The 20826-nt window shown below is 58.6% G+C and carries 11 protein-coding genes; 6 read left to right on the forward strand and 5 right to left on the reverse strand.

Annotation, left to right across the window (positions count from 1 at the left end; genetic code table 11):
• Positions 1-382 precede the first annotated feature (382 nt).
• The 4 genes from putP (at position 383) to ACA063_RS02150 (ending at position 5885) form a co-directional block, all read left to right on the forward strand.
• On the forward strand, positions 383-1867 hold the full coding sequence (putP, locus tag ACA063_RS02135; protein WP_497664607.1) for a sodium/proline symporter PutP: 1485 nt from the start codon (positions 383-385) through the stop codon (positions 1865-1867).
• A gap of 247 nt (positions 1868-2114) precedes the next feature.
• The gene (locus ACA063_RS02140) at positions 2115-4109 is read left to right on the forward strand and encodes a type VI secretion system Vgr family protein (RefSeq protein ID WP_497664608.1); all 1995 of its coding nucleotides are present in this window, start codon (positions 2115-2117) and stop codon (positions 4107-4109) included.
• A gap of 11 nt (positions 4110-4120) precedes the next feature.
• A complete protein-coding gene (locus ACA063_RS02145; protein ID WP_497664609.1) occupies positions 4121-4852 on the forward strand; it encodes a DUF4123 domain-containing protein in 732 nt (243 codons plus the stop codon).
• Positions 4853-5048: 196 nt separating this feature from the next.
• Positions 5049-5885: a 23S rRNA (adenine(2030)-N(6))-methyltransferase RlmJ gene (locus tag ACA063_RS02150; protein ID WP_162440196.1), complete on the forward strand. Its 837-nt coding sequence runs from the start codon at positions 5049-5051 to the stop codon at positions 5883-5885.
• Positions 5886-6018: 133 nt separating this feature from the next.
• Here the strand turns inward: ACA063_RS02150 and msrA are convergent, their stop codons facing one another.
• The 5 genes from msrA to aceE form a co-directional block, all read right to left on the reverse strand.
• Positions 6019-6666: a peptide-methionine (S)-S-oxide reductase MsrA gene (gene msrA, locus ACA063_RS02155; RefSeq protein ID WP_497666461.1), complete on the reverse strand. Its 648-nt coding sequence runs from the start codon at positions 6664-6666 to the stop codon at positions 6019-6021.
• A gap of 169 nt (positions 6667-6835) precedes the next feature.
• Positions 6836-9529: a sensor domain-containing phosphodiesterase gene (locus ACA063_RS02160; protein ID WP_497664610.1), complete on the reverse strand. Its 2694-nt coding sequence runs from the start codon at positions 9527-9529 to the stop codon at positions 6836-6838.
• A gap of 262 nt (positions 9530-9791) precedes the next feature.
• Complete coding sequence (locus ACA063_RS02165) at positions 9792-11186, reverse strand: alkaline phosphatase D family protein (protein ID WP_497664611.1); 1395 nt, start codon at positions 11184-11186, stop codon at positions 9792-9794.
• Between the two features lie 283 nt (positions 11187-11469).
• Positions 11470-13428 carry a dihydrolipoyllysine-residue acetyltransferase gene (aceF, locus tag ACA063_RS02170; protein ID WP_497664612.1) on the reverse strand — a complete coding sequence of 653 codons (1959 nt, stop codon included), beginning with the start codon at positions 13426-13428 and terminating at the stop codon, positions 11470-11472.
• Positions 13429-13439: 11 nt separating this feature from the next.
• Complete coding sequence (gene aceE / locus ACA063_RS02175) at positions 13440-16085, reverse strand: pyruvate dehydrogenase (acetyl-transferring), homodimeric type (protein WP_497664613.1); 2646 nt, start codon at positions 16083-16085, stop codon at positions 13440-13442.
• A gap of 383 nt (positions 16086-16468) precedes the next feature.
• On the opposite strand from aceE, the gene glnE reads away from it, so the two are divergent.
• Both glnE and waaF read left to right on the forward strand, forming a co-directional pair.
• A complete protein-coding gene (glnE, locus tag ACA063_RS02180; protein ID WP_497664614.1) occupies positions 16469-19408 on the forward strand; it encodes a bifunctional [glutamate--ammonia ligase]-adenylyl-L-tyrosine phosphorylase/[glutamate--ammonia-ligase] adenylyltransferase in 2940 nt (979 codons plus the stop codon).
• 383 nt (positions 19409-19791) lie between these two features.
• Complete coding sequence (gene waaF, locus ACA063_RS02185) at positions 19792-20826, forward strand: lipopolysaccharide heptosyltransferase II (protein ID WP_497664615.1); 1035 nt, start codon at positions 19792-19794, stop codon at positions 20824-20826.

Genomic DNA, 20826 nt, shown 5'->3' on the forward strand with positions numbered 1-20826 from the left:
GGTGCAACCCTTTTTTTGTAGGAAAAATAGGCAGCTCGTCAGGAAATGGATTCTGGAAGCCTTTCCTGCCTTTGCTTGGTGCTTTTACTTCTAGCAACATCAAGTTACTGCCCTAAAAGGGAGCAAAAACATATCTTTGCCGCTTATTTCCGACTAGGTGCAACTTATTCTCCAGAAACAGGTTGCACCTTATTTACTTTGTTGAATAGCATTCGCGCCCAAGGTGCAACCGACTAGAAAGCTCGGTGCTCCGGCTGATGGCTTTCCTGGGGAAACATCAGTCATAAATGCGCGGTATCCGGAATCGTCTGTCAAACGTCGTCGTTTGCGAGCGGTTAACCAAGACCGCCGCTACATAAAAACAAAGCCAGGGCGTAACTCAATGAGCGTAAGCAATCCAACCCTGATCACGTTCGTGATCTACATCGCAGCAATGGTGCTGATAGGCTTCATGGCCTATCGCTCCACCAATAACCTTTCTGACTACATTCTGGGCGGTCGTAGCCTGGGTAGCGTCGTGACCGCACTGTCCGCCGGTGCTTCCGACATGAGCGGCTGGTTGTTGATGGGCCTGCCGGGCGCCATCTATATGTCTGGGCTTTCCGAAAGCTGGATCGCCATCGGCCTGATCGTGGGTGCCTACCTGAACTGGCTGTTCGTCGCTGGCCGTCTGCGTGTGCAGACTGAGCACAACGGTGATGCGCTGACCCTCCCGGATTACTTCTCCAGCCGTTTCGAAGACAAAAGCGGCCTGCTGCGGATCATCTCTGCGGTCGTGATTCTGGTGTTCTTCACCATCTACTGCGCTTCCGGCATTGTGGCCGGTGCCCGTCTGTTCGAAAGCACCTTCGGCATGTCCTACGAGACCGCGCTGTGGGCCGGTGCTGCGGCAACAATTGCCTACACCTTCGTCGGTGGCTTCCTGGCCGTGAGCTGGACTGACACCGTACAAGCCACGCTGATGATCTTCGCGTTGATCCTGACGCCAATCATCGTGCTGCTGGCCACCGGCGGCGTCGACACCACGTTCCTGGCCATCGAAGCGCAAGACCCAAGCAACTTCGACATGCTGAAAAACACCACGTTCATCGGCATCATCTCGCTGATGGGCTGGGGCCTGGGCTACTTCGGCCAGCCGCACATCCTGGCGCGTTTCATGGCGGCGGATTCGGTGAAGTCGATTGCCAAGGCGCGTCGCATCTCCATGGCCTGGATGATCCTGTGCCTGGGCGGCACCGTAGCGGTCGGTTTCTTCGGTATCGCCTACTTCTCGGCGCACCCGGATCTGGCCGGTCCTGTGACTGAAAACCCTGAGCGTGTGTTCATCGAGCTGGCAAAAATCCTGTTCAACCCTTGGATCGCCGGTGTTCTGTTGTCGGCCATTCTGGCGGCGGTGATGAGTACGTTGAGCTGCCAGTTGCTGGTCTGCTCGAGCGCCCTGACCGAAGACTTCTACAAGACTTTCCTGCGCAAGAGCGCTTCCCAGGTTGAACTGGTCTGGGTCGGTCGCGCCATGGTCCTGCTGGTTGCCCTGATCGCCATCGCGATGGCCGCTAACCCGGAAAACCGTGTACTGGGTCTGGTCAGCTACGCCTGGGCCGGTTTCGGTGCTGCGTTCGGTCCCGTTGTCCTGATCTCCGTGATCTGGAAAGACATGACCCGTAATGGCGCACTGGCCGGTATCCTGGTCGGCGCGATCACTGTGATTGTCTGGAAACACTTCGAGTTGCTGGGTCTGTACGAAATCATCCCTGGTTTCATCTTCGCCAGCCTGGCGATCTACATCGTCAGCAAGCTGGGCGCACCGACTCAAGGCATGCTTCAGCGTTTCGAAGCTGCCGAGGCAGATTTCCGCCTGAACAAGTAATGGGGATGAGCTGAAGCTCCGACCTGTTGCCTAACACTAAAACGGCCCGCTTCTTTTTGGAGGCGGGCCGTTTTTTATTGCCTGTAGCACTCGCTCTATTCAAGATGGGTGTCTGTAGCCCAAAGCCTGTTTTCGGTCGGCAAAAGCGCCAGGCGCGGTAAGAAAAGTCTGTTTTTCCTGTCCCCCCGTCAGTACCCGTTGTCGCTCATACAGAATCGCCCACCTTCGTTCTGCAGAGACACATCGGATGTTCGCTCCTGCCAATCAGCCGCGTTTCACGTTGACCCTCGATGGCGATTCAAAAAGTGACTTCAAGGTGCTTGAGTTCACCGGTAAGGAGGCCATCAGCCAACCCTATCGTTTTGATGTAGAACTGGTCAGCGACCGGCCGGACATGGACCTTGAAACGCTCCTGCACCGCGAGGCGTTTCTAAGCTTTGATTCGGGCGATGGCGGCATTCACGGCCAGATCTTTCGGGTAGGCCAGGGACACTCCGATCATCGGCGAACGCACTATCAGATCAGCCTTGTGCCGCGCCTGGCGTCACTCGGCCAGCGCATCAATCAACGTATTTTCCAGCATCAAAGCGTGCAGGCCATCATCACCCTGCTCCTCAAGGAGCATGGCATCCTGGGTGATGCCTTCAGCTTCCAGCTCGACCATCAATACCCGGAACGCGAGTACTGCGTGCAATACGCGGAAAGCGATTTAGCGTTCATTCAGCGCCTGTGTGCGGAGATCGGCTTTCACTACCATTTTCGGCACAGCCTGGACGGGCATTTGCTGGTGTTCGCCGATCACCAGACGGGTTTTACGCTGCTGCCCGAACCGACTGTTTACCGACCTCGCAGCACTACAGTGGCGGATCAACCCGTTATCAAGCGCTTCGACGTACGCTTTGAAACCCGCACGACAAAAGTCTCTCGTCGCGATTACGACTTCCTGAAGCCGCATCTGGCGCTTGAAAGCCGCGTCGGCCAGAAGCAGTCGGTGCATGAGGACTATCACTTTCCGGGGCAATTCGCCGAGCCGGAGCATGGCAAGCGTCTGGCGCAGCGGGTGCTGGAGCGACATGGCGCCGACTATCAACAGGCCGAAGGGCTCAGCGATCAGCCTGCGTTAATCAGCGGGACATTCCTGCGGTTAGCCGAACACCCGCAAGAGAAATGGAACGACCTGTGGCTGATTACCCAAACCGAGCATCGCGGTCGGCAGCCGCAGGTGCTCGAAGAGTCAACGCCTGACGACAGCCCGAATGATTTTAAAGGCTATCAAAACTCCTTTTTGGCGACGCCGTGGGACGTGCTGTTTCGCCCGCCATTGGGGCCAGAGAAGCCGCGCATGCTTGGTTACCAGTCCGCCGTGGTGACAGGTCCGAAAGACAGCGAAATCCACTGTGATGCGTTTGGCCGGGTCAAGGTGCAGCTCGCCTGGGACCGTGAAGGTGAACTGGATGAACATTCCAGCTGCTGGCTGCGCGTGGCCTCAGGCTGGGCGCACGACCGATATGGCAGCGTGATGATCCCGCGGGTAGGCATGGAAGTGCTGGTGGGGTTCATTGATGCCGACGCCGACAAACCACTGGTAATGGGCTGCGTGCCGAATGCGGCCAATCCGATGCCGTTGAATCTGCCGGCAGACAAGACCCGCAGTGTTTTTCGTAGCCAGACCAGTCCGGGCGGCGGTGGCTACAACGAAGTGCGGATCGAGGACCGCAAGGGCGCTGAGGAGATCTATCTGCGGGCCCAGCGAAACTGGAATCAACACGTGCTCAACGATCAGCATGTGCAGGTGGGCAATCAGCGCCACGTCGTGATTGGTGGCGCTGAGTCGCAGGGCGCGAGTGACCATCTAAAGGTTCACGGTGACCAGTCGGTTCATGCCAGTAACCAGAACATGGAGGCGAGCGGGCACTTCCATGTCCGGGCCGGTCAGCAGGTTGTGATCGACGGCGGTGCCAGCTTGTCGATCCAGGCGGGCGGGCATTGGATCAATATTGGTCCTGACGGGATCTTCTGTAGTACGGACATTGAGGAGGGTGGTGGGCTGATGCCGGTAATGGGCGCTGCTGTCCCTGAAGTGATGCCCGCAGCACTCAGTGCCGCCCAAATACGCAGCCTGAAAAGCCCCGCGCCGTTTTGCGAAGAATGTGAGCGTTGCAAGGATGGCCTCTGCTTTTCTCCGAACTCGTTACTGGACACTTCCAGCGCCGCCGTCCGCGTGGCTGCTGAATTCTTCTGATGGATAAATTAATGACCGGCGAACATCCAGGCATCTGGCTCAACAACAACCCACTCAAGGGCACCGAACAAGCTTTTGCCATTTTCAGCAGCGCGAGCGCTGCAGAACCGTTCAAGATCTGGCGGGTTTCAAGGGGTGGTAAGGCCCCCAGCCCTGTTTGGGCCGAAACTATTTACGCCGAGTGGAAAGAGGTGATGCCTTATGTAGGAATTGTCGCAGCTGACAGCGAGTTTTTGCAGTGGGTTGCTTCGACTGACTCGAAAGATTGGGGGTGGTTGGCGATTTCGGCGGCGCCGCTAAAGGTCGTGGTCGAGCACATGCGCAGCCTTACTCAGGTGATGTTGCCCAACGGTAAAGCGGTGTTTTTCCGGTTTTGGGATGGACGATATCTGCTGCCGATTTTGCAATCCGGGCAAGTGAACGCGGCTGAGTTGATGCCGGTTTTTGACCGTTGTCTGATCAATGGGCGACCGGTTGATATTGGCGGTAATGCGTTGAAGTCGGAGAAGGTTTTTCCATGGTGGGTGGTGCCGGATTCTCTGCTTCAGCAGTTGGGTGCCGAGGATGTTTCGACCCAGCTCAACAATTTGATGCAGTGGTTGAGTGAGGAGCATCAGTCGTTGTTCGAGGCCTGTTCGGAAAGCGTGTTGCGCAGGAAGGTTGAGACGTTTCTTGCGCAGCCTGGGCTGCCTTCTGTTCCGAAAGTCGAGTTGCTCGAACACTTGATGATGGAGCTGGGTTGATTTGATGGGTAAGTCCGAGGAAATTTCTGGGCAAAGTCTTCGCAGGTTTCCTTCGGGTTTTGGCGGTTTGCGTGAACTCCCTCGCCACAAATCCTGTTGATGGAGTGGATTTTTTTGTGCGATTGCCCGCTCGGCTGCGAAGCCCTGACGTTCGGCTCGGTACAAGGTAAACTTCCCGGCCTTCGCAGGAGCAATCATGAATTATCGTCACGCCTTCCATGCCGGCAATCACGCCGATGTGTTCAAACACCTGACCTTGACCCGCCTCATCGCCCTGATGTCGCGCAAGGAGCAGCCGTTTGCCTATCTCGACACTCACGCCGGCATTGGTCTGTATGACCTGCAGGGTGATCAGGCCAACCGTACCGGTGAGTACCTGGAAGGGATTGCTCGGTTGTGGGATCAGCCGGATTTGCCGGCGTTGACCGCCGATTACATGAAGGTGCTACACGACATGAACCCGGATGGCCAATTGCGCTATTACCCGGGCTCGCCGGAGCTGGCGCGTCGTCTGACACGACCACAGGATCGGTTGATGCTGAACGAGAAACACCCCGAAGACGGCGTGTTGCTCAAGGACAACATGGCAGGTGATCGCCGGGTCAAGGTGCATCTGGGCGAGGGCTGGCACGTGCCGCGTGCCATGTTGCCGGTGCAGGAGAAGCGGGCGGTGATGTTGATTGATCCGCCGTTCGAGCAACTGGATGAGATGCAGCGTTGTGCGGCGTCGCTGAAAGAGGCTATTGGGCGGATGCGTCAAACCGTGGCCGCGATCTGGTACCCGGTGAAGGACCAGCGCATGTTGCGTCGTTTCTATCAAGACCTGGCCGGCACGGGCGCGCCGAAGTTGTTGCGGGTGGAGTTGCTGGTGCATCCGCTGGACACGCCGAACACCCTGAACGGTTCCGGGCTGGCGATTGCCAATCCGCCGTGGGGGCTGGAGGAAGAATTGCGTGAGCTGCTGCCGTGGTTGTCCAAGAAGCTCGGACAGACCCAGGGCGGGTGGCAGATGGATTGGTTGATTGCCGAATAGGTTTAATCGACAAGCAAGATCAAAAGATCGCAGCCTCGTTTCACTCGACAGCTCCTACAGGGGGAACGCGGAAGGCGTAATCCCTGTAGGAGCTGTCGAGTGAAACGAGGCTGCGATCTTTTGCTTTACGGCATCAGATCGGGCAAGTCACGCCCGTACCGCCAATCCCGCAATACCCTTCCGGGTTTTTCGCCAGGTATTGCTGGTGATAGGCCTCGGCAAAGTAGACCGTCGGGGCTTCATCGATTTCGGTCGTGATAGTGCCTTTGCCAGCCTTGGTCAGTTCAGCCTGGAAGATCTTCGCGCTGGCCTTGGCCGCGTCCAGCTGTGTCGGGTTGGTGGCATAGATGACCGAGCGATACTGCGTGCCGATGTCGTTGCCCTGGCGCATGCCTTGAGTCGGGTTGTGCAGCTCCCAGAACATCTTCAGCAGTTCGTCGTAGCTGACTTTCGCCGGCTCGTAGACCACCAGTACCACTTCAGTGTGGCCGGTCAGGCCCGAGCACACTTCTTCATAGGTCGGGTTTGGCGTGAAACCGCCGGCGTAACCGACCACGGTACTGACCACGCCCTCACGTTGCCAGAAGCGACGTTCCGCACCCCAGAAACAACCCAGACCGAAGATGGCGAAATCCACATCCGTGACGAACGGGCCCAGCAGCGGCGAGTCGTGCACGAAGTGTTTTTCCGGCAAGTTCATTGGGGTTTCGCGGCCAGGCAGGGCTTGTTCTTTAGTTGGAAGCACGTTTTTGTTCACCAGAATTTCCGAGCGCAGAACCATCATCAGTCCTCTCAGTCAGGTTGAATGTATAGAGACAGACCACCAGTGTGCCGAATTATTCCTGTGGGAGCGAGCTTGCTCGCGATAGCGGTGTGTCAGTCGGAATTCGCGTTGCTGATACATCGCCATCGCGAGCAAGCTCGCTCCCACAGTGGGCTGCGGTTCGCTTTCAGGCAATTGGGCCGCGCGGATAGCGCTTGAGCTTTTCAATCAGCTCGGTGCCCGGAATCGGCCGGTCGAACAGGTAGCCCTGGCCGACGTCACAACGGTGGCGCCGCAAAAACGCGAGCTGTTCTGCCGTCTCGATGCCTTCAGCCACCACCTTGAGTTTCAGGTTGTGGGCCATGGCGATCACGGCGGAGGTGATCTCCATGTCGTCCTGGTTATCCGGGATTTCGTGAATGAAGCTTCGATCGATCTTGATGATATCGATCGGGAATTTTTTCAGGTAACTGAGCGACGAATAACCCGTACCGAAATCGTCCATGGCCAGGGTCAGGCCCAGGCGCTTGAGCTGGTCGAGCTGCAAGTGAGTGTCTTCGGTGGCCTCCAGCAGCAGGCCTTCCGTTAACTCAAGTTCGAGCAAATTGGCGGGCAGCGCTTCTTCCTTGAGGATATTGGCGATGGACGCCACCAGGTCCGGGTCGGAGAACTGCTTGGGCGACAGGTTGATCGCCACCTGAAGATTGCCCAGGCCGGCCGCCGTCAGGTCTTTGCTCATGCGGCAGGCCTGGCGTGCTATCCATTTGCCAATGGGAATGATCAGGCCGGTCTCTTCCGCCACGCTGATGAATTGATCCGGGCGGATCATGCCTTTTTCCGGATGGTTCCAGCGCAGCAGCGCTTCCATGCCCAGCAGGCGACCGCTACGCAGGCAAAGCTTGGGCTGGTAGAACACGTCCAGCTCATTCTGGGTCAAGGCGCGGCGCAGGTTGTTCTCGACGAACAGCTTGTAGCTGGCCTCGGCGTTCAGCGCTTCGGTGAACACCTGAACCTGATGTTTGCCGTTGGCCTTGGCCTTGTGCAGCGCGAGGCCGGCGTTACGCATCAGGGTTTGCGGGTCGCGTCCATGCAGGGGCGCGCAGGCCAGGCCGACGGAGCCCGTGACGCTGATCAACTGGTTGTCGACGAACATGGGCTTGTCGAGGGTCGCCAGCAATTGATTGGCGACCTTCTGGCCGCTGCAGAGGTCGGTGTTGTCCAGCAACACCGCGAACTCGTTACTGGCAAAGCGCGCCAGGCTGCCGCTCGGGCTCAGGCTGTTGCGCAGGCGTCGGGCCAGGCTGATCAGTAGCTTGTCGCCGGTCTGGTGGCCGAGGCTGTCGTTGATGCGTTTGAAGTTATCAATGTCCACCAGCAGCAGGCTGATGGGCGTATCGGTGTCGCGAGCGAAGCGTTCATCGAGGTTACGGATGAACGCCGGACGATTACCCAGATTGGTCAGGTTGTCGGTGTAAGCCAGGCGCTCGATGCGCTGCTGGGCGAGTTTGGTCTGGGTGATGTCTTCGTAAATGCCGATGTAATGCGTCAGCTCGCGGTTGTCGCCGTACACCTTGGAGATCGACAACTGCCCCCAATAGGGTTCGAGGTTTTTACGGCGGCTTTTGAACTCGCCTTGCCAGCTGTTGCTTTTGACCAGCGCCGAGGTTGCGTCGAACAGCAGCTCGCTCAGGTTCTCCAGTGCCGGCAGTTCCGACAGCCGCTGGCCGTGGACTTCATCAGTGCTGTATTGAGTGATCGCTGTGAAACTCGGATTGACGTACTCGACGACCCCGTCGCAATTGACCAGCAAAAAGGCGTTGGCACTCTGTTCCACGGCGCGTTGGAACAAGTGCAAAGCGCTGGTGGCGGCGCGGCGGTTGTGGTTGTTGATCACTTGGGCGAACTGGTCTGCCAGCTCACCGGCGAAGGCAATTTCGTCCGATTGCCAGGCGCGAGTGGTACCGATCTGTTCCAGGCAGAGCACGCCCACGACGTTGCCATCAACCCGAATGCTGGCATCGAGCATCGCAATGATGTCCCGCGGTCGCAGGCTGTCCACCAGTTCCCGGGTACGCGGGTCGTGCATCACGTTGTGGGCGTCGATGGCGCGGCCGGTGTTCAAGGCTTCCAGGTAATTCGGGAAACCACTGACGTCGATCGGTTCCGGCAGCTGATGGTTCCGGGTGGCGCGATGATAGGCCGAGATCGGCACGAGCAACGAGCCCTCAAGGTTCCACAAACTGGCACAGTCGATTTCGTAGATGTCACACGCGCTGCGGGTGATCAGCTCAGCGGCTTCCTGCAGGGAGTTGTTGCTGCTGTAACGCTGGCGAGTCAGCAACAGGATCAGGTCTTGTTGTGCGCGAACCCGATCCAGGTGCAGCAGTTGTTCCTGCTGTGCGCGCTGATTGAGTTCCAGTGCGATTTGCAGGCGCGAGTTCTGAGTTTCCAGGTCCAGCGCTGACAGCTGCGGATTGCCCTCGAACAGGCCGTCTACAACCATCAAGTAGCCACGCAGCAATTGCCGATTGTGCTGTTTGAAGGCTTCACCCAGCTCCAGCAGGTTCAAGGCGCCGGAGGGGGTGTGCAAGGTGTAGCGGATCAGGTAATTGGGGCTTTCAGTCAGTTGCTGCTGGATCGCGTCATGCAACTGATGGCGCGCTTGCGGCTCCATCAGGCTGGCGTAGGGCGAACTGATCAGGGAGCAGAGCTCCGTAGCCGCCAGGCCGAACTGTCGTTCGCAGTTCGGATCGAGAAACAACAGCGCCCAGCTCGCCTCATTCAGCCGTTCGAAACGCAGCATGCCGAGCCGCGAGGGCACAGGCAACTGCGTCACTACCTCGGCCACCATACGGCTGGCGGCATCGGGTTGGCTTTTCATGGAGGGAACTCGCTTCGAAAGTGCTGATCGCGCCGGGCTTTCGCCCTCTTTACTCTTGCGTGCGGCAAGGTTGCATCATTGCAACACTGACTGACAAGAGACATGAAGGCCAAGTGCTATAAGAATATGTCGGCAGAGAAGAAGATTTCTTCAGTGATTGCGCCAAAGTAAGTGCCAGACACTACAAACCGCGACCTGCGGCAGAGCCTTTATCAAGTTGGTAAAACCGTAGGGGCTGCCGCAGGCTGCCATTTTTTGATCGTTAGCGTAACGGGATATCGGTCTGTTGCAGTAACTGGCCCTCACGATCGTGATAACTGACACGAATCTGCCCGGCATCAACCACCAGATGCGCAAAGTTGTCCTGACTGATCACTGCGCCGGTCAATGCGTGCCGATACTCCCCCTCGGCCGTGCGGGCCAGCGGTTGATCGAGGATAAAGCTCGCGGCGGTGGCGTAAGGCAGCAATTTGCTGTTGCTCAGGGGCGATGACACCACGGTGTGCACTTCAAAATCCGGGTCTTCGCTGTGCGTCAGCCGGCTGGTCAGGGAGCCGTGGACATCGCCGGAGACGAAGATGACGTTCTTGATGCGCTGCTGGCGGATGGTCTCCAGAAGCCGCAGTCGCTGTTCGGGAAACGCTTTCCAGGCATCGTCGCCCTGAATTTTCTTATCGGGGTAGAACATGACGCTGGTGACGACGAACTTCACCCGGGCCGAACTGTTGATCAGCCATTCACATAAGGCGATTTCTTGCGCCTGATCAAGAATGCGCCGGTCAGCGGTGGATAGATTTCGCCGTGTTCGGCTGTCGGTCACAAACCATTCGATATCGCCTTCGGTAAACTGATACCAATATCTGTCGAGTGTCGAACTTACCCGGCCATTATCGAGTAACTCGGGAATGGGGCTGTGGCTGGCCTGGTATATCTCATAAGCGGTCATCGCGTTCTTATATAAGTAGTCGTCTTTATTGCTTTTGTTGGCGGGCCAGTTGTCTTCTATTTCATGATCGTCAAGGATCATGTAAGTCGGGACGTTGGACATTAGTTGACTGATATTGGGTTGAGAAAAAGCGGCGCGGTATTTACTGAAGATATCGTTAAGTTCACGATCGGGCGCCACGATGTTCAAGTCGTCTACATAGACTTGATCGCCGGTCATCAACATAGCGCTGACAGGTGGTTCGGCGTGGCGTACCCGTTTCATGATCGACGCGAAGATCCGGTCACTCCTGTGCGGCATTATCGGCATGCCGCCGGTCATCCGCAGGTATCGGCATGAGCCGACAATATAGGCACGTGGTTTGGTCGTCGTGTTGGATGGCGTGCGAAAGCGGTAGAGGTCTTGCGGCCATTGCAGAGGCAGTTGTTGCACGGTCGCCACTGTGTGCATTGGGCCTGCAGGGCTAAACCAGCCAGCCTGGTACTCGTACTCGGTGTCGGCATTCAACCCGTTGAGGACTATAACTTCGCACCCGTCACGGACAGGTTCCAGTTTCGTAAAAACACTGTTCAGCCAGCACACCTCTCCCACTCGTCGATAACGAATACCGGCGAATACCGAAGTGTTTTTTTGTGGCGTGCCGCGCAAGAAGATGCGTGTGTGATGAGTTGTCGTGTGGCCAACAATAGGGCCGACAGTAGGTTTGAACATAGTTGAGTCCATTCAGTATTGCGCCAGTCAGACAATTAACAATGTCGGCGCGTTTATTAAGGAGTCGCGTCACCAAGACTAGTGAGTGGACCCTGAAAAATACGGAGCGGAAATGGACTCGAGTTGTGGGCGATATCAGCTACAAATGTAGGAAGGGATACTTTTAAATTAAAAACCTCAGGCAAAAAAAAGCCCCGCCAAATTGGCGGGGTTGAGGTACGAGCGTGGCGCTCGGAAAACGTGGAGCGCGGCAGGCCCTCCGGTGGAGGAGGGCCGCCAGGTGTTACAACAGAATGGTACGGATGTCCGCCAGCAGGTCGCTCAGGCGATTGGTGAAGCGTGCTGCAGCGGCGCCGTTGATCACGCGGTGATCGTAGGACAGCGACAGCGGCAGCATCAGTTTCGGCTGGAAGGCTTTGCCGTCCCAGACTGGCTGGATGGTTGCCTTGGAAACACCGAGGATCGCCACTTCCGGCGCGTTGACGATCGGCGTGAAGCCGGTGCCGCCAATGTGGCCGAGGCTGGAAATGGTGAAGCAGGCGCCTTGCATGTCGTCAGCGGTGAGCTTTTTGTCGCGGGCTTTGGCGGCCAGCGCGGCAGCTTCAGCGGCCAGTTGCAACAGGCTCTTCTGGTCGACGTTCTTGATGACCGGTACCAACAGGCCTTCAGGAGTGTCGACGGCGAAGCCGATGTTCACGTATTTCTTGCGGATGATCGCTTTGCCGCTTGGTGCCAGCGAACTGTTGAAGTCCGGCAGTTCCTTGAGCAGGTGCGCGCAGGACTTGAGCAGCAGCGGCAGGATGGTCAGCTTGACGCCGGCCTTCTCTGCAACAGCCTTCTGAGCGATGCGGAACGCTTCCAGGTCGGTGATATCAGCCGAATCGAACTGAGTCACGTGCGGAATGTTCAACCAGCTGCGGTGCAGGCTCGACGCGCCGATTTGCATCAGGCGAGTCATCGGCACTTCTTCGGTTTCGCCGAAACGGCTGAAGTCGACAACCGGAATCGGCGGAATGCCCGCGCCACCCGTTGCGCCAGCAGCAGCGGCCGGTGCTTCTTTGGCCTTCTGCATCATGGCTTTGACGTAAACCTGCACGTCTTCTTTCAGGATGCGTCCGTGCGGGCCACTGGCGCCGACGGCGCTCAGCTCGACACCGAACTCACGGGCCAGTTGGCGCACGGCCGGGCCGGCGTGAACTTTGGCACCCGGCTTGGCTGGAGCAGCAACAGGAGCGGCAGCCGCAGGTGCAGCGGCAGCCGGAGCAGCAGCGGCTGGAGCACTTGGCGCAGCCGCGGCAGCTGGAGTCGGGGCAGCAGCAGGCGCAGCGCCTTTGACCTTCAGCTTGAGGATCAGGTCGCCGGTACCGACTTCGTCATCCAGCTTGATGGAAACACTTTCCACCACGCCAGCGGCAGGCGATGGGATTTCCATGCTCGCCTTGTCGGATTCCAGGGTGATCAGCGACTGGTCGGCTTCAACGGTGTCGCCAGCCTTGACCAGGACTTCGATGATCTTGGCCTTGCCCGACGAGCCGATGTCCGGAACGTGGATGTCCTGAACGCTATCGGCAACCGGTGCCGCCGGAGCTGCCGCTGCAGCAGGCGCAGCGGCCGGTGCAGGTGCAGCGGCCTGAGCTGGAGCGGCAGCAGCAGGCGCCGCAGCACCTGCCACTTCCAGGTCCAGGATCAGGTCGCCGGTGCCGACTTCGTCGTTGAGCTTGACGCTGATGGCCTTGACCACGCCAGCGGCAGGCGACGGGATTTCCATGCTGGCCTTGTCGGATTCCAGGGTGATCAGCGATTGATCAGCCTCGACGGTGTCGCCGACCTTGACCTGGATCTCGATGATCTGGGCCTTGCCCGACGAGCCGATGTCCGGCACGTGTACTTGCTGAACCGAAGCGGCAGCAGGTGCAGCGGCTGGCGCGGCAGCAGCAGGTGCGGCAGCCGGTTTCTCTTCAGCCTTGGCTGCCGGTGCCGCGGCCGCAGCAGGGGCTGGCGCGGCGTCACCTTCGACTTCCAGCTCCAGCAGTTCGTCGCCTTCTTTCAGGCGATCGCCCAGCTTCACTTTCAGGCTTTTGACGATACCGGCCTTCGGCGCAGGTACTTCCATGCTCGCCTTGTCCGATTCCAGCGTCAGAATGCTCTGCTCGGCTTCGATACGGTCGCCGACCTTCACAAACAGTTCAATTACTTCACCTTCACCGCTGCCGATGTCAGGTACGCGAATGAGTTCGCTCACAGAGTGTCTCCTCAGCAGTCCAGTGGGTTGCGTTTTTCCGGGTTGATACCGAACTTGGCGATGGCTTCAGCCACGACCTTAGGTTCGATGTCACCACGGTCAGCCAATGCTTCCAGGGCTGCCAACACCACGAATTGACGATCGACTTCGAAGAAGTGACGCAGCTTCTTACGGCTGTCACTGCGGCCGAAACCGTCGGTGCCCAGGACTTTGAATTCCTTGGACGGGACCCACTGACGAATTTGCTCAGCGAACAGCTTCATGTAGTCGGTGGAGGCGATGACCGGACCTTTACGGCCGTTCAGGCACTCTTCGACGTAGCTCAGTTTAGGCTTCTGGCCCGGGTGCAGACGGTTGGTGCGCTCAACGGCCAGGCCGTCGCGACGCAGTTCGTTGAAGCTGGTAACGCTCCAGACGTCAGCACCGATGTTGAACTCTTCACGCAGAATCTTCGCCGCTTCACGTACTTCACGCAGGATGGTGCCGGAGCCCATCAGTTGTACGTGGTGCGCCGCTTCGCGGGTGTCTTCTTCGAGCAGGTACATGCCCTTGATGATGCCTTCCTCGGCACCGGCCGGCATGGCAGGTTGCTGATAGGACTCGTTCATCACGGTGATGTAGTAGAAAACGTCCTGCTGCTCTTCGGTCATCTTCTTCATGCCGTCCTGGATGATCACCGCCAGCTCGTAGCCGTAGGTTGGATCAAAGGTGCGGCAGTTCGGGATGGTAGCGGCCAGGATATGGCTGTGACCGTCTTCGTGTTGCAGGCCTTCGCCGTTCAGCGTGGTCCGGCCGGCGGTGCCGCCGATCAGGAAGCCACGGGTACGGCTGTCGCCAGCGGCCCAGGCCAGGTCGCCAATACGCTGGAAGCCGAACATCGAGTAGAAGATGTAGAACGGCAGCATTGGCTGGTTGTGGCTTGAGTACGAAGTACCGGCGGCGATGAAGGAGCTCATGGCGCCTGCTTCGTTGATGCCTTCTTCGAGAATCTGGCCTTTCTTGTCTTCCTTGTAGAACATCACCTGGTCTTTATCGACTGGCTCGTAAAGCTGGCCGACGGACGAGTAGATGCCCAACTGACGGAACATGCCTTCCATACCGAAGGTACGGGCTTCGTCCGGGATGATTGGAACGATGCGTGGGCCGATTTCCTTGTCCTTGACCAACTGCGCGAGGATCCGCACAAAAGCCATGGTGGTGGAAATTTCACGGTCGCCCGAACCGTCAAGGATGGCCTTGAGGGTATCGAGTGCCGGGGTCGGCACGCTGAAGCTCTGTGCGCGACGTTGCGGCACGAAACCGCCCAATGCAGTGCGGCGCTCGCTCAGGTAGCGGGCCTCGGCGCTGTTTGGCTCCGGCTTGAAGAACGGCAGGTTCTCCAGCTCTTCGTCCTTGACCGGGATGTCGAAACGATCACGGAACAACTTCAGGCTGTCGACATCGACTTTCTTGGTGTTGTGCGCCGTGTTTTTCGCTTCGCCGGCACCGGTGCCATAACCTTTGATGGTCTTGGCCAGGATGACAGTCGGTTGTTCTTTGTGGTTGACCGCTTCGTGGTACGCCGCGTAGACCTTGTACGGGTCGTGGCCGCCACGGTTGAGTTTCCAGATCTCGTCGTCGGACAGATCAGCAACCATCGCCTTGAGTTCTGGCGAGTTGAAGAAGTGTTCACGCACGAACGCGCCGTCTTTGGCTTTGTAGTTCTGGTACTCGCCGTCGATGACTTCGTCCATGCGACGTTGCAGGATGCCGTCGACGTCCTTGGCCAGCAGTGGGTCCCAGAAACGGCCCCAGATGACTTTGGTCACGTTCCACTGAGCACCGCGGAACACGCCTTCGAGTTCCTGGATGATCTTGCCGTTGCCGCGAACCGGGCCGTCGAGGCGCTGCAGGTTGCAGTTGATGACGAAGATCAGGTTGTCGAGCTTCTCGCGGCCAGCCAGCGAGATCGCGCCCAGGGATTCCGGCTCGTCGCACTCGCCGTCGCCCAGGAAGCACCAGACTTTCTGCTTGCCTTCAGGGATGAAGCCACGGGCTTCCAGGTACTTCATGAAGCGTGCCTGGTAGATCGCCTGGATCGGGCCCAGACCCATGGATACGGTCGGGAACTGCCAGAAGTCCGGCATCAGCCAAGGGTGCGGATAGGACGACAAGCCCTGGCCGTCGACTTCCTGGCGGAAGTTGTTCATCTGGTCTTCGGTGATGCGGCCTTCCATGAACGCGCGGGCGTAGACGCCTGGCGAGGTGTGGCCCTGGAAGTAGATCAGGTCGCCGCCGTGTTCTTCGGTCGGGGCCTGGAAGAAGTAGTTGAAGCCGATGTCATACAGGGTCGCACTGGAGGCGAAGCTGGAGATGTGACCGCCGAGGTCAGAATCTTTCAGGTTCGTACGCATTACCATGGCCATCGCGTTCCAGCGAACCAACGAGCGAATGCGGCGTTCCATGAACAGGTCGCCAGGCATGCGTGCTTCGTGGGTCACAGGAATCGTGTTGCGGTAAGGCGTGGTGATGGCGTATGGCAGCTGCGAGCCACTACGGGTCGCCAGTTCGCCCATACGGGTCATCAGATAGTGAGCGCGGTCTTCGCCTTCTTTGTCGAGAACCGATTCCAGGGCGTCCAGCCATTCCTGGGTTTCGACGGGATCGAGGTCTTGCATGGCTTGCTCCAGGGCGGAAAGGCTTCCAGAATCGGTTGCCTGAGTTTGCGACTGGCCTTGTGGGCAGACGATATAAATTCTTGGATTGCCGAGAGGTTGTTCCGGCGGCGTGTAGTTTTACTACAAATCTTCGGGCATTTCAGCCTTTCGAATGTATAGACGAGTAGTAAAACTACAGATGAGCGGCTTGTGGCCTCCAGCTGCGTTGTGAGAATAATCGTTAAGGTTGGTCTTTTGCCAACCGAAAAAGGTGAAAGCTTGATGACCGCTGCCAACATTAAAAGAATTTCAGCTATTTCTAACCTTTGTTCGACAGTCGATCAGGTAGTGGGTTTTCGAAAATCACTACATGCAGCCCGTTACACGCCGATCAAGGATAGACCATGAGCCTCCCTACGCTTGCCGAACTGCCCGCCATACTCCTGCCGTTTGTCACCCGTGCCGAGCAGTCGTTCCGTGAGGCCGTCGCTGCACTCGATGGCGACTCGGGCCTGTCCGGCTGGACGTCTGAACGTTGGGCCCAATTCGCCCGCATTACTGCCGCCAGCGACTTTGTCGCCGAACAGAGTGTGCGTGACCCTTTAATGTTGCTTGAGCTGGTGCAGTCCGGCGAACTCGACCGTGGTTTTGCCCCCGGTGAACTGTGCGAACAGATCGCGGCGGCAGTAGGGCTGGCTGAAACCGAGGACGAATTGGGGCGTGTCTTGCGTCGGCAGCGCACCCGCCATCAAGTGCGGATCATCTGGCGCGATCTGACCCGGCAGGCCGATCTGGTCCAGACTTGCCGCGATCTTTCAGACATGGCCGATGCCAGCATCGATCAGGCCTATCAATGGTTGTACGCGCGCCATTGCCAGCAGTTCGGCGTACCCACGGGGCGGCGCAGCGGCGAGCCGCAGCAAATGGTCATCCTGGGCATGGGCAAGCTTGGCGCGGTCGAGCTGAACCTGTCGTCGGACATCGACCTGATCTTCGCTTACCCCGAGGGCGGCGAAACCATCGGTGTGAAGCGCTCGCTGGATAACCAGGAATTTTTCATTCGCCTCGGTCAGCGCCTGATCAAAGCGCTGGACCCCATGACCGTCGACGGCTTCGTGTTCCGCGTTGACATGCGCCTGCGGCCCTACGGTTCGGCAGGTGCCTTGGTGCTGAGTTTCAATGCGCTGGAGCAGTATTACCAGGATCAGGGGCGCGACTGGGAACGCTACGCGATGATCAAGTCGCGGGTGGTGGCCGGCGATCAAGTGGCCGGCGCGCAATTGCAGGAAATGCTGCGTCCTTTCGTTTACCGGCGGTATCTGGACTTTTCGGCTATCGAAGCGCTGCGCACCATGAAGCAGCTGATCCAGCAGGAAGTCCGCCGCAAGGGCATGGCTGACAACATCAAGCTCGGCTCTGGTGGCATCCGCGAAGTCGAATTTATCGCTCAGGCTTTCCAGCTGATTCACGGCGGTCGCGACCTGAGCTTGCAACAACGCCCTCTATTAAAAGTACTGAGCACACTGGAAGGTCAGGGGTACCTGCCACCCGCGGTGATCAGCGAGTTGCGCGAAGGCTACGAATTCCTGCGTTACACCGAACATGCGATCCAAGCGATCGCCGACCGCCAGACCCAGATGTTGCCGGACGGCGCGCAGGATCAGGCGCGCATTGCTTTTATGATGGGTTTTGCCGATTGGCCTGCCTTCCACGAGCAATTAATGTACTGGCGCGATCGTGTGGCCTGGCACTTCGGTCAGGTGATCGCCGATCCCGACGAAGAGGAAGGCGCCGAGAGTGAAGTGGTGGTCGGGGGTGAATGGTTGCCGCTGTGGGAAGAGGCTCAGGATGAAGAGGCCGCTTGCCGCCAGTTGGAGGATGGAGGTTTTGCGGACGCTTCAAAAGCCTTGAAAGCCTTGGCCAGTCTGCGTGGCAGCCCGCAATTGCGCGCCATGCAGCGTCTCGGTCGCGAACGGCTCGACGCCTTTATTCCGCGGCTGCTCGCTCAGGCCGTAGAACACGCCAACCCGGACCTGGTGCTGGAGCGGGTATTGCCATTGGTGGAGGCCGTCGCCCGTCGTTCCGCGTACCTGGTGTTGCTGACCGAAAACCCGGGTGCGCTGCGTCGCCTGCTAACCCTGTGTGCCGCGAGCCCGTGGATTGCCGAGCAGATCACCCGCTTCCCGTTGTTGCTCGACGAACTGCTTAACGAAGGGCGGTTGTTCAAGCCGCCCCTGGCGCCGGAATTGGCCGCCGAGCTACGTGAGCGCCTGACGCGAATTCCGGAAGACGACCTCGAGCAACAAATGGAAGCGCTGCGCCATTTCAAACTGGCGCACCGCTTGCGTGTTGCCGCCTCGGAAATCGCCGGCAGCCTGCCGCTGATGAAAGTCAGTGATTACCTGACCTGGCTGGCGGAAGCGATCCTGGAGCAAGTGCTGGCACTGGCCTGGCGCCAAACGGTGGCCAAATATGGCACGCCCCTGCGCACTGACGGCACGTTGTGCGATCCCGGCTTTGTCATTGTCGGTTATGGGAAAGTCGGTGGGCTGGAACTCGGGCATGGTTCCGACCTGGACCTGGTGTTTATCCACGACGGTGACCCGCAGGCAGAAACGGACGGGGCTAAACCGATTGATGGGGCCCAGTTCTTTACCCGGCTCGGGCAGCGGATCATTCACTTGCTCACGACCCAAACCAACTCGGGCCAGTTGTATGAAGTGGATATGCGCCTTCGACCGTCCGGTGCATCGGGGTTGTTGGTGAGTTCGCTGGGCGCGTTTGCGCGGTATCAGGAAAACGAAGCCTGGACCTGGGAGCATCAGGCGCTAGTGCGGGCGCGAGTGCTGGTGGGCAGTCAGGATGTCGGCCAGGCATTCGAGAAAGTCCGTGCGGCGATTTTGGGTAAACCCAGGGACTTGCCGACCTTGCGCCAGGAGGTCAGCGAGATGCGCGCCAAGATGCGCGATAACCTCGGCAGCAAGAGCACTGCGGCCGGCACCGGGGCAAATGCTTTCGAAGCCACGGCGCCGTTCGATCTCAAGCAGGATGCCGGAGGTATCGTCGATATTGAATTTATGGTGCAATACGCGGCCCTGGCGTGGTCCGAAACGCACCCGTCATTGCTGCGCTGGACCGACAATATCCGCATTCTGGAAGGGTTGGAGGAGGAAGGGCTGATGCCCGCCGAAGACGCCGGTTTGTTGCGCGAGGCCTATAAAGCCTATCGTTCCGCCGCTCACCGACAGGCCTTGCAGAAGGATGCTGGCGTGATACCTGGCGATCAGTTCGTGGACGAACGACGGCAGGTGCTGCGAATCTGGCGCGAGTTGGGGCTAAGCTGAAGCAAGCATGAATGTGCCGGGCTTGTGTGGCGAGGGAGCTTGCTCCCGCTGGAGTGCGAAGCGCTCCCGAATAAGCTTGTGCGGTCTGTCAGATGAGAATGCGGTGGCAGGTTTTGGGGCTGCTTTGCAGTCCAGCGGGACGGTGCGACGATTCGACAAGCTCCCTCGCCACAAAGATTTGCGTTGAATTGACAAGACATGGAGGCGGGTCAGTCAAACTGTCCGACTGGGCCCTGAACATTTTGCTTAAATTGACAGACGTGCATAAATTGATCTGACGAGCCCTTCCAGGCTCGTCCAAATGACCTGCCGGCCAAGGCTGCAGGTGCTGGATTCTCGAGGCGGGGAGGCGTAAGCCTCCCCGGTTCGTTTTTGGAAACCACATGAATATTCTGATCGTTGGGCCCAGCTGGGTCGGTGACATGGTGATGGCGCAGACACTCTTTCAGTGTCTTAAACAGCGCCACCCGCAATGCGAAATCGACGTATTGGCCCCCGAGTGGAGCCGTCCGATTCTGGAACGCATGCCCGAAGTCCGTCAGGCCTTGAGCTTTCCGCTCGGCCACGGGGCTTTGGAGCTGGCGACCCGCCGGCGCATCGGCAAATCCCTGGCCGGGAAGTACGACCAGGCGATCCTGTTGCCCAATTCCCTCAAGTCGGCGCTGGTGCCGTTCTTCGCAGGCATTCCCAAGCGCACAGGCTGGCGTGGCGAATTTCGCTACGGCCTGCTCAATGACGTGCGCACGCTGGATAAAGAACGCTATCCGCTGATGATCGAGCGTTTCATGGCGCTGGCTTACGAGCCCGGCGCCGAGCTGCCGAAACCATATCCCCGGCCAACCCTGCAGATCGATCCGGTCACCCGCGAGGCGGCTCTGGCCAAATTCGGCCTGACCCTCGACCGGCCGGTATTGGCGCTGTGCCCAGGCGCCGAGTTCGGTGAATCCAAACGCTGGCCGTCCGAGCATTACGCCAAGGTCGCCGAAGCGAAGATTCGTGAAGGCTGGCAGGTCTGGTTGTTCGGCTCTAAAAACGATCACGCGGTGGGCGAAGACATCCGCGCCCGGCTGATCCCCGGGCTACGCGAGGAGTCGGTGAACCTCAGCGGCGGAACGTCCCTGGCTGAAGCCATTGATCTGCTGTCCTGCGCCGACTCGGTGGTGTCTAACGACTCGGGTTTGATGCACGTCGCCGCAGCACTAAACCGTCCTCTGGTTGCGGTCTACGGCTCGACGTCGCCAGGCTTCACGCCACCCTTGGCCGAGCACGTCGAAATCGTTCGTCTGGGCATCGAATGCAGCCCTTGCTTCGATCGTACGTGCCGCTTCGGTCATTACAACTGCTTGCGCCAGCTCATGCCGCAAGCGGTGAACGAAGCCTTGCAGCGGTTGCAGGGCACTGTGGTCGAGGTCAATTAG

It is taken from the genome of Pseudomonas sp. LBUM1643 (assembly GCF_059716215.1).

Coding starts and splice junctions, on each gene's coding strand:
- putP (WP_497664607.1), top strand. CDS start 383: ATGAGCGTAAGCAATCCAACCCTGATCACGTTCGTGATCTACATCGCA.
- ACA063_RS02140 (WP_497664608.1), top strand. CDS start 2,115: ATGTTCGCTCCTGCCAATCAGCCGCGTTTCACGTTGACCCTCGATGGC.
- ACA063_RS02145 (WP_497664609.1), top strand. CDS start 4,121: ATGACCGGCGAACATCCAGGCATCTGGCTCAACAACAACCCACTCAAG.
- ACA063_RS02150 (WP_162440196.1), top strand. CDS start 5,049: ATGAATTATCGTCACGCCTTCCATGCCGGCAATCACGCCGATGTGTTC.
- msrA (WP_497666461.1), bottom strand. CDS start 6,666: ATGGTTCTGCGCTCGGAAATTCTGGTGAACAAAAACGTGCTTCCAACT.
- ACA063_RS02160 (WP_497664610.1), bottom strand. CDS start 9,529: ATGAAAAGCCAACCCGATGCCGCCAGCCGTATGGTGGCCGAGGTAGTG.
- ACA063_RS02165 (WP_497664611.1), bottom strand. CDS start 11,186: ATGTTCAAACCTACTGTCGGCCCTATTGTTGGCCACACGACAACTCAT.
- aceE (WP_497664613.1), bottom strand. CDS start 16,085: ATGCAAGACCTCGATCCCGTCGAAACCCAGGAATGGCTGGACGCCCTG.
- glnE (WP_497664614.1), top strand. CDS start 16,469: ATGAGCCTCCCTACGCTTGCCGAACTGCCCGCCATACTCCTGCCGTTT.
- waaF (WP_497664615.1), top strand. CDS start 19,792: ATGAATATTCTGATCGTTGGGCCCAGCTGGGTCGGTGACATGGTGATG.